We start from the raw sequence: 14,131 nt of genomic DNA, 5'->3' as shown, positions 1-14,131 counted from the left end.
TCGGTCGGCCCATGTCAGGCTCGGCCTGCGTACCTGCTGGCGCTGCAGCACGGCGAGTTGGTGACGCAACAGCAAAAATCTCGGTGTCCTTCCAGGCGCCCTGCCGACGAGCCAACCGCATCCAGGAGAACACGCTGACAACGAGGAGATAGACGAACCGAAGGCACATGACCGTTCATCATGCGGCACCGCACGCGGACGCCCCTCGTTCATGAGCAGATCCGCATTACTGCAGGTCACATGAGGCGGATGAGGTTCTCGGCACCCACAGGAACCTCAATCCCAGTTGGGCAGAGCCGGCTCCGTGCGGTCAGTCACAACCAGTAAGACGCCCTCCCTGTCCGAAGAGTTGGAAGGCCAGGCCCGGAGATGCAGCCGTGGCTTCGAGGAATTCTTGGGCGCGTTCCCAGTCAGCGCCACGGCTCTTCGGGGGTCCTGGTTCGCCGGTTGTGGTGGTCCAACAGCCTGGACAGCAGCTCGGTCAACCGCTGTCGCTCCTCGGGTGACAGCGGAGCCAGCAGTTCGTCCTGGCATGCGGCCAGCTGCTTCTCCAGTGGCCGCAGCTGCCGCTTGCCCGCGGCGGTCAGCGAGATGATGTTGCGCCGCCGATCGGAGGGGTCCGGGGCGCGCTCTACCAGTTCGCGATCGGCGAGCTCGTTGATCGTCGCGACCATGTCGCTGAGGTGGATGCCGCTACGGCGGCCCAGCGCGGCCTGGCTGGCCGGGCCGAACTCCTCCAGCGTCGCCAGCAGGCGGTAGTGATAGCCGCGGGCGCGGACGGACGAGAACCCGTCGGCCACCAGGCGGTGCGCGTGGTTGGCGGTCTGCGTGAGCAGCCAGCTGGGCAGGCTCTCCCACCTGGCGGGCGTCTCCTCGGATGGGTTCTCCATGTGACAAGTCTAACGAATCGTTAGGAACACCAATGATTCTGCTATCGTTTGAGCACCAAACGTTAGATGCCCGAACATTTGGGCGCCGAATGAATCCCCCCGGAGTCAAGACCATGATCAAGCCGTTCCGCATCGACATCCCCCAGGCCGACCTCGACGACCTGACCGACCGGCTCTCCCGCACCCGTTGGCCTAACGAGGTCGCCGAGGCCGGGTGGGACTACGGCTTCCCGCTGGCGCGGCTCAAGGAACTGGCCGAATACTGGCGCACCGGCTACGACTGGCGCGAGCACGAATCCAAGCTCAACGAGCTTCCGCACTTCACCACCGAGATCGACGGCCAGAACATCCACTTCGTCCACGTCCGGTCCTCGAAACCGGACGCGCTCGCGCTGATCCTCACCCACGGCTGGCCCGGTTCGTTCCTGGAGTTCCTCGACGTGATCGAGCCGCTGTCGCGCGACTTCCACCTGGTGATTCCGTCCATCCCCGGCTTCGGGTTCTCCGGGCCGACCCACGAGCGCGGCTGGGACGCCGTCCGGGTCGCGCGGGCCTGGGCTGAGCTAATGCGCCGCCTGGGGTACGAGCGCTACGGCGCGCAGGGCGGCGACTTCGGCGCGGGCATCTCCATCGGGCTCGGCGCGGTGGCGCCCGAGCACGTCGTCGGGGTGCACGTCAACTACCTGCCGACCCGGCCGGACCCCGACGTCAAGGTGTCCGAAGCGGATGAGGCCCGACTGGACAAGGTCAGGCAGCTGATGGCGAACCGCCCGCCGTACCAGGCTCTGCAGGCGCTCACCCCGCAGACCATCGGCTACGCGCTGACCGACTCGCCGGTCGGCCAGCTGGTCTGGATCGCCGAGCGCTTCGCACAGTGGACCGACCCCGCCACGCCCGTCAGCGACGATCGGATGCTCACCGACATCTCGCTGTACTGGCTGACCGCGACCGCGGCCTCCTCGGGCCGGTTCCACCACGACACCCCGCGGGGGAGCCAGCAGCCGTGCCGGGTGCCGCTCGGCGTGGCGGTGTTCGCGCACGACATCACGCAGTCGGTGCGACCGCTGGCCGAGCGGCTGTACGACATCAGGCACTGGTCGGAGTTCGAGCGCGGCGGCCACTTCGCCGCGATGGAGGTGCCGGACCTGCTCGCCGAGGATATCCGGGACTTCTTCCTCACCCACATCAAGTGACACGAACGTTAGCTATTCCAACTACTTGAGGAGGCCATCATGACCAGCACCGAAACCCTGATCCGCGCACTCGCCGACCGCGCCGAACTTGCCGACCTGGTCGCCCGCCACAGCTTGTGGATCGACGAGGGCCGCTACGGCGAGACCGACCGGCTCTTCACCGAAGATGTCGTCGTCAAGTCCCCGCGCGGGGAGGCCTGCGGCATCGGGGCGCTCATCGAACTCGTGCGCTCGGGCCACGACACGTACGTCCGCACCCTGCACAGCAAGTCCAACCTCATCATCGAGGTCGACGGCGAGACCGCCACGGTGCGGGCCCACGACATCGCCGTGTTCGTCATCGACGACAAGACCGAGGCCCTCGCGGCTGGGTTCCACAGCTACGGGGCGCGCCGCACCGAGGACGGCTGGCGCTTCGACCGCCTCGTAGTCACCTCGGTCGCACTGACCGAAGCCCTCGACCGGGCCCTCTAGAAGACACTGCTGGCCGCGAACTCCCGGGCACCCCGGAGCTTCGCGGCCAACAGGCCGTTCGCCTTTGCCGAGTCCAGCCGCACCATTGTGCCCTTGGCACCGACAGAGGCCTTGGATGCCTTCGGCAGCGCTCCGACGTCGAGCCCGCCGCGCCCGGCGAGCAGGCATCCCAACTCGTAGCGGGAAAGCGCGTCCGACCCGGCGGCGGCGGACGCCACCGAACTCGTCGTAAGGGGCCATCGCGCTCAGCTCCAGCAGGACCGCGGCCCTTTCGGCGACGTGAACGGGGCACCTGACGTCGTCGTCGAACAGGATGCCTTCGGTCTCGCCGGGTGCGGGCCGATAGAGCTTGACCTTGTTGATCTGCTTGATGCGCGGCAGCAGGTCGAACCCGAGCAGGCGGGTGACGCCGAAACCGACTTCGGACTGGCCGTGGGCTGGCGCCGTGGTGCATCGCGCACTCGATCATGGCGGCGACGTCGGAGGCCGAGCAGTTGATCAGCTGGGAGTGAATGGCGACCGACTTCTGCTCGACGTGCCAGTAGATGAGGACGCCGCGGCCGCCGTAGTGGGCGTGCTGAGGCCCAACCGCACGGTCTTTAGGCACTGGGTCCGCCAGGTTGGGTTTTCCTTTCCGGCCACGCGGGGATGATCTCGCCTGATCCGCCGAAGCCGGCCCGGCGGTCGCCTGCCGCACCCGCCGGGTCCGCCGCGGGAGGAGCGCCGCATGGAGGGCTGGTTCACCCGGTCGATCGTGGAGACCGGGCGGCTGCCGCTGTTCTGCTTCTTCGTCTCCTTCCTGGCAGCCTTCCTGTTCATCCGGTTCAGCGTGCGCATGATCAGAGCCGAGGTCCGCTGGTGGCCGGGCAATATCACCCCCGGCGGACTGCACATCCACCACATGGTGTTCGGCGTGGTCATCATGCTCGTCGGCGGGGTGGCCGCGCTCACGGTGCCGGACTCCTCGGCGGCCGGGCGGGCGGGAGCCGGGGCGGTGTTCGGCGTCGGCTCGGCACTGGTGCTGGACGAGTTCGCGCTGATCCTGCGGCTCAAGGACGTCTACTGGACCGCTCAGGGCCGGGTCTCCGTCGACGCGGTGTTCATCGCGCTCGCGCTCTCGGGGATGCTGTTGCTCGGTGCGCATCCGCTGTCGATCGGTGTCGTCGTGTCCGGCGCCGACCGCCACACCCGCGCCATGCTGGCGTGGGTGGCCCATCTGACCATCCTGGTGAACGTGCTGCTCGCCGGGGTGACCCTGTTCAAGGGCAAGGTCGCGACGGGGTTGAGCGGGCTGTTCCTGCCGCTCCTGCTCCTGGTCGGGGCGATCCGGCTGGCGCGACCCGGATCGCCGTGGGCGCGCTGGCGTTACCCACCCGGGTCCGCCAAACTGACCACGGCAAGGCGGCGCGAACAACGGCTGCGTCTGCCGCTGACCCGCAAGATGGACCGGCTGCGCGACCTCATCGTGGGCCGAACCGACCGGTCCGGGTCATGAGGCATCCCCGACGGGTCCGGGGTCATCAGGCAACCAGCGAGCGCCTGCGGCGTGGTTCGCGGGCAGAGACAACCCCGGCGTGCTGGTCCGCGGACTCTGCCCTCGGCCCGAGGGTTTCTCTGCTGTATGACTTCGCTCGGCCTGCAAATCCCACGCTCGGCGCGACGCGTGCACCGAACTCGGCATCCGCCCGAAAGAAGACCCGGCGGCCCTACGGGCCCGCCGCAAAGCCCTGCCGGCCTGGCTCCATCACTACCAATAACCACCGCCCCACACCGCAACCGGCGGCAAGCCATCCATCACCAGGTTGGCCCACGTCCCTGGGCAGTACACGTAGAACACTGCTTGAACGGGGCTGCGAGCGAGACCACCACACCCACGAGACCGAAGATCAGTATCGCGGTGGCCTTGACTCCAGTCGCGGTTGGCCGACTAAAGAGGAAGGTGTCCTCATACTCGTGACCCAGCAGGCTCGGCCACGAGGATTCTGACGGACGCACTCCCGGGGCCAGGCGACCTGTTGCTGCGGCCCGTTGGCCAGGTGGCCCCAGCTCTCCTTCAGCTTGGTGCATCAGTGACCACCGGGAGGATGATCTGGAAGGCTGCACCTTTCTGTACCGCCGACTGTAGTTTGACCTGCCCATTGTGCGCGGTTACCACGGAGTGCACGATGGCGAGGCCCAGTCCCGTTCCGCCGTCTCCGGTGCGGCTCCGTGATCCGTCGGCACGGTAGAAGCGTTCGAAGACCAGGCCCGCCTGCTGTTCGTTGATTCCGGGCCCATCGTCCTCCACGGTCAGGATCGCATCCTTGCCGTCGGTGCCGACTTTGATCCGTACGGGCGTACCACGTGGGGTGTGCGTGACGGCGTTGCCTATCAGATTCGTCACCGCCTGGCGCAGCCGGGACTCGTCCCCGAGCACAGGGGCGGTGGCCGGTGGTCCACCGGTCAGACCGGTGAGCTCGGCCGGGCGGGTGGGATCGAGAGCACGCAGGTCGTGCAGGGCGTCGGCGGCCAGGCTCCGCATGTCCATGGGGGCCATTCGGAGCGGGAGGTCGCCGGTGCCGTAGTGCCCATCCAGCCGGGCAAGGAGCAACAGGTCCTCGACCAGGCGGGCGAGGCGGGTGGCTTCGCTTTCGATGCGACGCATCGTGCGGTCGACATCTATGCGTTCTGGCAGCCCTCCCATGCGGTAGAGCTCAGCGAATCCCTTGATTCCGAACAGCGGGGTCCTGAGCTCGTGGCTGGCGTCGGCGACAAAGCGCCGCATCCTGGCCTCGGAGTCGGCGCGGGCACCGAACGCCACTTCGAGCTGGGCCAGCATGCCGTTCAATGCCGCTGACAACCGTCCGACCTCGGTGCCGGGAGCGGCCAGGTCCGGGACACGGTGGGACAGGTCGCCGCCGGCGATGGACTCCGCGGTTCTCTCGATACGTTCTAGGGGCAGAAGGCCGGCCCGTACGGCGAACCAGCCGACCAAGGTGAGCACGACCAGAACCGCACAGCCGATGAGCAGGCAGTCTGCCCTCAGCCGGCCGATCGTGGAGTTCACATCGGCCAATGAGGCGGCCACGATCACATGCCCGCCCGCCGAATGAGGCACGATGAGCACCCGCCAGCGGTCCCCACCGCTGCGGTCGCGCACCTCGAAGGGGCGACCGCTGCGAACGGTCGCCGACGATGAGCTCAGCTGCGGTAGTTCCGGTTGATGAACGCCGGATGAGGAGGGCGCGCGTGAAGCAGCCTCGACGCGGGTGTCCGGAGGCAGATACGCGACGAAAAGGTCGCTGATCAACTCTGATCGCACGGTCATGGTCTGCGCGAATGTGCCTGCGCCACCAGGAGGCAGCAGGGCAGGTGGAAGCCGTGAGGCGATCCCGGTCAGCGAACGCGTCTGGTCGTCGAACCGGTCCAGGAGATTGCCGCGCAGAGAGCCGGTGATCAGGACGTCGCTCACCGCCAGGCCAACGACCAGCAGGCTCATGGCGATCATGAGTAACTGGGCGCGCAGGGAGATGCGCTTCAGCCGCCCCAACGCCCCCAATGGCGCCACCGAAGTCATCATCTCGGCCTGCGCAGGACGTAGCCGATCCCCCACACGGTATGGATGAGTTTGGGCTCGACCGTATCGATCTTTCGGCGCAGGTAGCTGATGTAGGACTCGACGATGCTCTCGTCCCCGCCGAAGTCGTAGCGCCACACACGATTCAGGATCTGTGCCTTGGACAGCACCCGGTCGGTGTTCTCCATCAGGAAGAGCAGCAGTTTGAACTCGGTGGGGGACAACTGGACCGGTCCGCCGGCCCGGCGGACCTGATGTCCGTCCCGGTCCAGCACCAGGTCGGCCACGGTGAGCATCCCAGCCTCAGCGGGCCCACCGGCGCGACGGACGATCGCGCGGATGCGGGCGATCAGTTCCTCCACGCTGAACGGCTTGGTGACGTAGTCGTCCCCGCCGACGGTCAATCCGTCGATCTTGTCTTGGGTGGTGTCACGAGCGGTGAGGAAGAGGACCGGCACGTGCACCGCCCGCCCGCCGGCGGCCGGTGGGCGGGGCACGCGCAGACGACGGACCACCTCGAAGCCATCCATGTCAGGGAGCATCACGTCGAGAACGATGAGGTCAGGAGGTTTGTCCACGGCGGCGGCCAGTGCCTCGGCTCCGCTGGCCGCAGACGTCACCGCGAATCCAGCGAACCGCAGGCTCGCCGAAAGCAGTTCCCTGACGACGGGCTCATCATCGACCACCAGAAGGCTGATCTCGCCCGATCGGACCGTTTCGCCCGTTGGCTCCATGCCCGTCCCTATTGTGTCCGACCTGGTCGATTACGTCTCGCATCGATGGCGGGGTGACCGCTCGGCGGCGTCGAGGGACGAGAACGTCCAGTAGCGCCTCCCCCACGAATCCGGCCACCGCACCGGCCACCGCACCGGCCACCAGCGCCGCGAGGGTATGGCCGGCGAAGAGCAAACGGATACCCACGAGCTCGTGGCCGAGGATCGACATCCCCACGTGTGCTGAGCTACCGGCCAGTTCGGTCATGGCGGCAAGTGTTCCTCCCACGATCAGGCCAAGTCGACCTGCCCGCAGCACCCGGTCCTGGAACCCTTTCCCGGGGGCACCGGGCCGGAACGGCGTACGCTTGGCGGCTACCACACCGATGGCCAGCAGGATCACTGCCGAGAAGATGGCCGGCAGCAACCACATGAGCCCGCTCGGATGCGATGTCCCGAAGAGTGACAGCGAGGTCCCCGTGGCGCCGTCTGGCTGCCTGTCCCCGAACCGCGATAGTGGCCTGCCGACCAGTGTCCCGTCGGCACTCATCGACCATGGCACTCCGACGCCGACAGAGACAGCGGAGAACACGACGTTGGGAGCTCCCAGAAGCGCCACCCCGGCGACCTTCGGCCCTCCCTTGACCGCCGCTACCAGTCCGACGGCCATGACAGCGAGGGTGGCCCACAAGATCACCGCGAGCGTCGCGGAGCCGGCCGACCGTATCCAGGCCTGGCCTGTCGGCGTCGGGATGCGCCGTGAGAAGAGCCAGCATATGGCGAGTATCAGCACTACCCATACCAGGCCGCCGAGCACCGTCGACCACAACTCCGAGTGGTAATCCACGGTGATCCTGCCGCTCAGGAGCCGCCCTCGGCCGCTCGCCCGCAGAGCACCTCTTGCGCACCCACCACGGCCTGCGCAAGGTAGATCGACCGGCAACGACCCGTGTCCCGCCCGGGCCACGACGGCAAGCACAGCGGGAAAGGTCAACGCAGCGGCACCCATGCGAACGACCAGCCTGCGAACCGGCAGCGCATGGTCGTGCCACAGGAGCGTCGTGCCGAGCACCAGGGCACCGGCCAGTGATACGCCTAGCGGCATGAAATCGATTCCACCCCGCACGCTTACTCCCAGCGGGTGGGGCTCGGAGAAGCCGCCGATGACATCGACCGAGCCGCCCGCGGCCAACGTCACCGTGGCGGCCGTCAGCGAACTGAGCGAACCTGTGGCGTGCGCTCCCGTAAGCAACAGCCCGAGAGCGGCCACCACGCCCATGGCGAGGAAGGCCAGCACGACCGCTGAGATCGCCCTCCTCAAGTCACACATCACGAGTCCGGAAGACGGCCACAGCCGCGGCGAACACCACGGCCACCACGGCGCACAACAGCCCGAATCCGGCCCATGGGGCCAGAACATGGGGATCGTGGACCACGGTCATGATCCGATTGCCCGCCATGGTGGGCCAGAACTTCCCAACCACCCGCGCCCAGGAGCCGGGCAGCGCGGGGACGAACGCGGGTACGAGAAGGGTGACCGTCACAATGATCGCGAGCGCTCCCGCAGTAGCCCGCACCAAAGTGCCGACGGCCACCCCGAGCAATCCCACGACCGCCAGATAGAGCCCGGTACCGGCTACGGCACGCAGTACGTGGTCCTGGCTCAGAGCGGTGTGCGGCGCCTCCTGCCCGGTAAGGACGTACTGGCCGGTGAAGAACGCGCCGAATCCCACGATTTCCCCGACGACCAAGGCGACCACGGTGAACACCACCGCCTTGGCCGCCAGCAACCGGCCCCGCCGAGGGACTACTGCCAGGCTCGTCTGCAGCATTCCCGTCGCGTACTCGGCGGTGATGACGAGCACGCCCAGTACGCCGATGGCCAGCTGCGCCACGAGATGGCCGGCCAGGCTGGTGGCGGCCGGATCGAAACCCAGCCGCTCCGCAGTGGTCATCTCGGTGTATCGCCGGGCGCCCGCCAGGCTCAGCAGCGCGCCGAAACCGACTCCGAGGACCACCGTTGCGAGCACGGCCCACACCGTGGAGCGGAGCGTGCGGACCTTCGTCCATTCCGAGCGCATGGCATCCGCCAGGGTGGCGCTACGCCCCACCCCCGAGGTGATCACGGCCTCACTCATCGGAGCTCTCCTTCGGTCGCGTATTCGACGCAGTCGCGGGTCAGCTCCATGAACACCTCTTCCAGCGATGACCGCTGCGGCGTCAGCTCCGACAACACCAGCCCCTCGGCCGCCGCCACCTTGCCGATCTCGGTGCTGTCCAAGTCCGACACCACGAGGACATCGCCTTCGCCAGGCCGCACATGCGCCCCGGCATCGGTCAGCAGACGCGCGAGCGCCCCGGCCGAGGAGGTACGAACCCGTACGCTGGGCCGTGAATGCGCCCGCATGAACGCCTCAACGCCCGTGTTCGCGATCAGCCGTCCCCGGCCGATGACGATCAGATGATCCGCGGTGAGCGACATCTCGGTCATCAGGTGACTGGACACCAGCACTGTGCGCCCTTCACGGGCCAGATCCCGCATCAGATGCCGGATCCACATGACACCCTCTGGATCGAGACCGTTGACCGGTTCGTCGAACATCAAGCTCGCGGGATCGCCGAGCAACGCGGCCGCGATACCGAGCCGCTGACTCATACCGAGCGAGAACGCGCCGATCCGTTTGCCGGCCACCTTCTCCAACCCGACGATCCCGAGAACGTCATCGACCCGCCGCCGGGCGATGCCGTTGCTGTGCGCCAGGCAGAGCAGATGAGCGTAGGCGGTACGGCCTCCGTGTACGGCCCGGGCATCGAGCAGCGCACCGACCTCGCGCATGGGGCTCGGCAGATCGGCATAGCGGCGCCCGTTCACCAGCACGGTGCCACTGGTGGGCGCGGCCAACCCCAAGATCATCCGCATGGTGGTCGTCTTGCCGGCACCGTTGGGCCCCAAGAATCCGGTCACCACACCCGGCTCGACGGTGAGGGTCAGGTCCTGGACCGCCGACGTCGCGCCGAAGCGCTTGGTGAGACCGCGAAGTTCGATCACCGTGCCCGCCTCAGGACGGTGCTCAGTGGAATGCGCATCAGATCGTTCCCGATGCGCACGTCACCTTGATAGCCGACCTTACGGATGGCGTCCGTCCAGACCTGGTCGGGGACCGAGCCGTCCCCGGGGAGCAAATGGTTGAGCACCAGGGTGCCGACCTCCGCCTTGCGGGCGACCGTGCCGACGCCGTCATGCGCGGGCACGTCCTGGATGGCGGGTTGATCGGCGTACTGAGTGTGCGCCGAGAGAACATGCCTGGTCACCGGATCCAACGGGGTGCCCGGATCCTTGAGGATCTGCGGGGCGTACACGGCCTCGTTGACCAGCATGTCCGCCCGGTGAGCGAGTCCGTAGAGGTTGGCGACCGGTGAGGTGTCACCGGAGAAGACGACACTCCCGTGCTCGGTGTCGAAACGGTAGGCGAACGCGGGGAAGACCGGCCAGTGATAGACGAGCGCCGCCGTCACCCGGACCAGGTCGTCCTCGTACACCTTCACAGGTGGTGTCTGCGGGCACGGGTCGCGGAAGTTCGCCTGCCGTGCAAGAGGCACCTCGTGAGGCTCCACAAGCGGTGGCGTCAGCCCCTCAGGCGGTGTTCTCCCCTCGGGCAGGCCGTCTCGCAGCCGAATGTTGACGTCGTAGGCGGCGGCCTGTCGCTCATAACCGGTGATCTCCACAACGCCGGGCGTGGGCAGTTGCGGGTTGACCAGGGGAAGACCGGGCACCTCGGGCAGCCCTGCGGGAAAGTCGCCGTGGCCGGGCGGTCCATGCCCGTCCGCCCGGCCCGGCCCGAACACCTCGACCGGCCGCATCCGATGACGCGATGCGACCCAGTTGAGCAGGTAGAAGGAGTAATACCCGGCCATGTGGTCGGAGTGCAGATGCGTGATGAAGTGGGCCCTCAGGTCATCGAACCGCAGACCGGCCTGCGCGAACTGGTGGGCAAGCCCATCACCGGCATCGACCAGGTAGACCGCGTCCCGGAACACCAGAGCGCTGGAGGTGTGAAAGCGACGCCCAGGAACGGGACCGCCACACGTGCCCAGCAGAACGACCTCCGGCCCCTCCTCACCGACCACACCCGCATACGCCGGTGCTCGGACGGGCCGCAAAACCCCACCACCGACAGAAGCCATCCCAATCGCGGCCACCCCGGTCAACCCACTCCGGAGCACACTCCTTCGATCTATCCCACTCAAATCCAACGACATCAGGCGGCTCCTTCTCAGTCATCGATCGGCGCGATCAGACTGCACCGCCGCCCTGACCACCCCCTGGCAAGACCTGAGTGCTCCCTGGGCACTCGACGGCCCCAGCAACACCCACACACCCGACAAAAACACCAAACGTGCACAGACCAGCAAATGCTCAGCTGCAGGTACGGGGGGCGGTATCCCGATTCACACCGAAGTCCCAGAACTTCTTCAACCTCGGGCAACACGATCACGGCAGGGGTGCGGTGTCCGTGGTAGCGGGATCGGTCGCCGCGCGGCTTCTGGGTGCACGGACTGGGCCTGGCCGGCGGCCCGCGTGTCAGATGGCCCTCGGACTTAGTGCCCGTTACATCTTTTCCAGCAAGGTGCGCATCTTGGTGATCTCTGCGGATTGCGACGTCACGATGGTTCCGGCGAGGGTCTTGGCCGCACTGGACATTCCGCTGGTCTGCTCTGTTCTGGCCATCGTGATGGCACCCTCGTGGTGTTTGATCATCATGGTGAGGAACGCCTTATCGAACTTGTTGCCAGACAGCTTTTCGAGCTTTTTCATGTCCTGCTCGGACATCATGCCGTCGCCCATGTCGTGACCCATGTGCATATCCGGGGACGGCACGGTCGCGTTCCAGCTATCGAGCCAGCCCGTCATCTGCTGGATCTCTGGGCCCTGGGCGTCTTTGATCGCTGCGGCCAGCTGCTTGACCTCGGGCATTGAGGCACGGGAGGTGGCCAGCTCGGCCATCTGGATGGCCTGCTGGTGGTGGGGGATCATTCCTTGGGCGAACGTGACGTCCTGGTCGTTGTGCTGGCCGGCGGCGGAGGGCGCCGGTGCGGAGGTGGTGCTCATCGAGTGACCCGACATGGACTCGGAACCGTCGTTGGCGCTACCACAGGCGGTGAAGGTGAAACCGGCTATCGGAATTACGAGCATGGCGAATGCACGCTTCATGACGTGGTGATCCTTTCGTGTTGAGGGTGATATGGCGCATGTCGCGGCGAGAACACGCCGCGGCATCTGTCACGTCCGCAACACCGAAAGCTGAAACAGCGACGGTGGTGGTCTGCCACCGCCAGGTGGGTGTGATACCAGGATCGAGCGAACAGCCGCCGACAGGCGGGGCCAAGGGTGGCGGCCACCGGGTGTCATGACGATGAAAAGAAGACCAGGATCAGCAACCCCAGGCACACCTGCCCGCCTGGGTGCTTGTGTGCCGGCGGATGCTGAGGCTGATCGTTTTCGGTGGTTTGCGGTTGGTGATCGGCATGCCGGTCTGCGGCTGCCATCGTGTTCATCAGGTTAGCCGGGATACCGGAGATGTCGCTTGGGCTCGCCGAGGCTTGCAAGCCGTGCATGGCGAGCAGGCCCGTGAGCGGCGCGGGCAGCAGCAGCGTCCATGCGACCGGCCCGTACCAGGTGAGTCGCAACGACAGCGGTGGCGACATGACACCTGATCCTACAATCCGTAGGACCCATCCGGGTCTCGATACCGGCGCGCCGCTGAAGGCCAGACCCATGAGCGCGATGAGGCCGACAGCGCACACCGAGCATGGGACGGGTAAGAGGGCCGGCCAGTTGTCCGTGATGGGGGGTGGCGGTCCCGGCCCGGTCCAGTGCGCGCGCTCACGTGCGGTCGTCTTCGGCCACAATGGCGGGGTGGAGGTGCTTCATGGGAGGTTTGGGCGGGCCGCTCGAGCGCACGATCATGAGTGCGCTGTGGGAGGCACCTGTCGGGCTCCGAGTTCGCGAGCTGTTGGTCAAAGTCAACGAGGGCGCGGATAGGCCCTTGGCCTACAACACCGTCCAGACCGTTGCTGAACGGCTCGCCCGCAAGGGGCTGTTGCGGCGGGTCGCCGATGGCCAGGCATTCCGGTACCTGCCGACCCGGACCCGAGACGAGCACGCAGTCGAGCTGATGCTGGATGCGCTGACAGAGTCCTCAGATCACGCTGCGATGTTGGCCCGTTTCGCCGAGAGCGTGGATCCTCAAGACGCCCGGCATCTGTTCGACGCTCTGCGGGAACGCACGATCGACGAGCCGGGGACCTGACATATGTTCCTCGTCGTTGCGGCCGGTCTCATCGCCTCCGTCGTCGCGCTCGGGTGCGCGGCGGGCCCGGTCCTGGACCGGGCGGGCTGGCCGGTCGCCCGCCCCGCGATCGCGGTCGCATGCTGGATAGCGGCGTTGAGCGGCACCTTCGCAGGGTTCGCCGGGGCGTTCGCGGTGGCGTTGCTGCGGTCTCCCGCCCCCGGCCATGGCGTGCTGGAGTGGCTGCACAACTGCGTGCCCGGTCACCGGCACAGCGGAGTCGCCATTACGGCGGGCGTCGGATCTTTCATCATCATGGTCTGTGCCTTCCGGCTCGCGCGTGGGGTACCTCGGCTGTGGCGAGCGGTGACCCGGCGGCGGCGGCATCGCCAGATGCTTGGCCTCATCGCCCGCCAAGACGGCGAGCACGCAGACGTGCTGGTACTCGAGCATCCGGTCCCGGTGGCCTACTGCCTGCCCTCGCGCCGGGGTTCCATCGTGATCAGTACCGGGGCGCAGAACAGGTTGAGTACCGCACAGCTTCAGGCGGTGCTGGCTCATGAACGGACCCATCTCCGGCAGCGGCATCACGCGTTGCTGCTCCTGCTGGACCTGGCTTACGTGCTGCTGCCCTGGCTGCCGACCGTACGCCGGGCCAGCGTCAGCCTTCCGCTGTTGCTGGAGATGGCCGCCGACGACGTGGCCGCTCATAGGTACGGGCGTCCGGCTCTGGCCGGAGCACTGCGCAAGCTCACGATCACCCCCGGGCCGGCCGGGGCATTGGCCGCCGCGGCCCCTGATGAACCGACACTGACGCGCAGGCTCGCCCGCCTGGATGCCCCGGCGAGGGAACTGTCACGGGTTGTGCGCACGGGCGCCTGGACCTTCTTCGCCTGCGCCCTCGGCCTCCCCTTCATGGCCGTCACAGCGGCCGCGATAGAACTCACTGTGCTCTGTTGACGATCTGGGTGGTTTGCGTTAATCGAGTCACTTAGGTGGCGTAACGACACCCACT

15 protein-coding genes and 1 pseudogene are annotated in these 14,131 nt (G+C 67.1%); 5 read left to right on the top strand and 11 right to left on the bottom strand.

Annotation, left to right across the window (positions count from 1 at the left end):
- Positions 1-410 precede the first annotated feature (410 nt).
- Positions 411-890 (bottom strand): MarR family winged helix-turn-helix transcriptional regulator, encoded by a 480-nt coding sequence (locus tag HKK72_RS20145; protein WP_187235942.1) that lies wholly within the window; start codon positions 888-890, stop codon positions 411-413.
- 113 nt (positions 891-1,003) lie between these two features.
- Between HKK72_RS20145 and HKK72_RS20140 the strand changes: the two genes are divergently transcribed.
- A complete protein-coding gene (locus HKK72_RS20140) occupies positions 1,004-2,083 on the top strand; it encodes an epoxide hydrolase family protein (RefSeq protein ID WP_187235941.1) in 1,080 nt (359 codons plus the stop codon).
- Positions 2,084-2,122: 39 nt separating this feature from the next.
- On the top strand, positions 2,123-2,557 hold the full coding sequence (locus HKK72_RS20135; protein WP_187235940.1) for a nuclear transport factor 2 family protein: 435 nt from the start codon (positions 2,123-2,125) through the stop codon (positions 2,555-2,557).
- Here the strand turns inward: HKK72_RS20135 and HKK72_RS20130 are convergent.
- A complete protein-coding gene (locus tag HKK72_RS20130; protein WP_187235939.1) occupies positions 2,554-2,775 on the bottom strand; it encodes a hypothetical protein in 222 nt (73 codons plus the stop codon). The genes HKK72_RS20135 and HKK72_RS20130 overlap by 4 nt on opposite strands.
- 115 nt (positions 2,776-2,890) lie before the next feature.
- Positions 2,891-3,164: pseudogene (locus HKK72_RS20125) on the bottom strand (Tn3 family transposase); the annotation flags it as partial.
- Positions 3,165-3,284: 120 nt separating this feature from the next.
- On the opposite strand from HKK72_RS20125, the gene HKK72_RS20120 reads away from it, so the two are divergent.
- Positions 3,285-4,052 carry a hypothetical protein gene (locus HKK72_RS20120; RefSeq protein WP_187235938.1) on the top strand — a complete coding sequence of 256 codons (768 nt, stop codon included), beginning with the start codon at positions 3,285-3,287 and terminating at the stop codon, positions 4,050-4,052.
- A gap of 558 nt (positions 4,053-4,610) precedes the next feature.
- On the opposite strand, the gene HKK72_RS20115 is transcribed toward HKK72_RS20120, so the two are convergent.
- The 8 genes from HKK72_RS20115 to HKK72_RS20080 form a co-directional block, all read right to left on the bottom strand.
- Complete coding sequence (locus tag HKK72_RS20115; protein WP_222720908.1) at positions 4,611-6,104, bottom strand: sensor histidine kinase; 1,494 nt, start codon at positions 6,102-6,104, stop codon at positions 4,611-4,613.
- An 8-nt stretch (positions 6,105-6,112) separates the two neighbouring features.
- A complete protein-coding gene (locus tag HKK72_RS20110; RefSeq protein ID WP_187235937.1) occupies positions 6,113-6,847 on the bottom strand; it encodes a response regulator transcription factor in 735 nt (244 codons plus the stop codon).
- Complete coding sequence (locus tag HKK72_RS20105; RefSeq protein WP_187235936.1) at positions 6,789-8,147, bottom strand: streptophobe family protein; 1,359 nt, start codon at positions 8,145-8,147, stop codon at positions 6,789-6,791. Before HKK72_RS20105 ends, HKK72_RS20110 begins: the two co-directional genes overlap by 59 nt.
- Position 8,148: 1 nt before the next feature.
- Complete coding sequence (locus tag HKK72_RS20100; RefSeq protein ID WP_187235935.1) at positions 8,149-8,964, bottom strand: ABC transporter permease; 816 nt, start codon at positions 8,962-8,964, stop codon at positions 8,149-8,151.
- Entirely contained in the window at positions 8,961-9,875 is a 915-nt protein-coding gene (locus HKK72_RS20095) for an ATP-binding cassette domain-containing protein (RefSeq protein WP_187235934.1), read from the bottom strand. The genes HKK72_RS20100 and HKK72_RS20095 overlap by 4 nt, the downstream gene beginning before the upstream one ends.
- Entirely contained in the window at positions 9,872-11,011 is a 1,140-nt protein-coding gene (locus HKK72_RS20090; RefSeq protein WP_261986997.1) for an MBL fold metallo-hydrolase, read from the bottom strand. The genes HKK72_RS20095 and HKK72_RS20090 overlap by 4 nt, the downstream gene beginning before the upstream one ends.
- A 424-nt stretch (positions 11,012-11,435) precedes the next feature.
- Complete coding sequence (locus HKK72_RS20085) at positions 11,436-12,038, bottom strand: DUF305 domain-containing protein (RefSeq protein ID WP_187235932.1); 603 nt, start codon at positions 12,036-12,038, stop codon at positions 11,436-11,438.
- 194 nt (positions 12,039-12,232) lie between these two features.
- Positions 12,233-12,532 (bottom strand): hypothetical protein, encoded by a 300-nt coding sequence (locus HKK72_RS20080; protein ID WP_187235931.1) that lies wholly within the window; start codon positions 12,530-12,532, stop codon positions 12,233-12,235.
- Between the two features lie 224 nt (positions 12,533-12,756).
- On the opposite strand from HKK72_RS20080, the gene HKK72_RS20075 reads away from it, so the two are divergent.
- On the top strand, positions 12,757-13,137 hold the full coding sequence (locus HKK72_RS20075) for a BlaI/MecI/CopY family transcriptional regulator (protein ID WP_187235930.1): 381 nt from the start codon (positions 12,757-12,759) through the stop codon (positions 13,135-13,137).
- A gap of 3 nt (positions 13,138-13,140) precedes the next feature.
- Positions 13,141-14,076, top strand: coding sequence for a M56 family metallopeptidase (locus HKK72_RS20070; protein WP_187235929.1), 936 nt, complete (start codon positions 13,141-13,143; stop codon positions 14,074-14,076).
- The last annotated feature ends 55 nt before the right edge of the window (positions 14,077-14,131 follow it).

This window comes from Actinomadura sp. HBU206391 (genome assembly GCF_014323665.1).
GTDB lineage: Bacteria > Actinomycetota > Actinomycetes > Streptosporangiales > Streptosporangiaceae > Actinomadura_C.
Note: the sequence above shows the minus strand (reverse complement) of the source record. Positions and strands in the feature narration are given on the sequence as shown.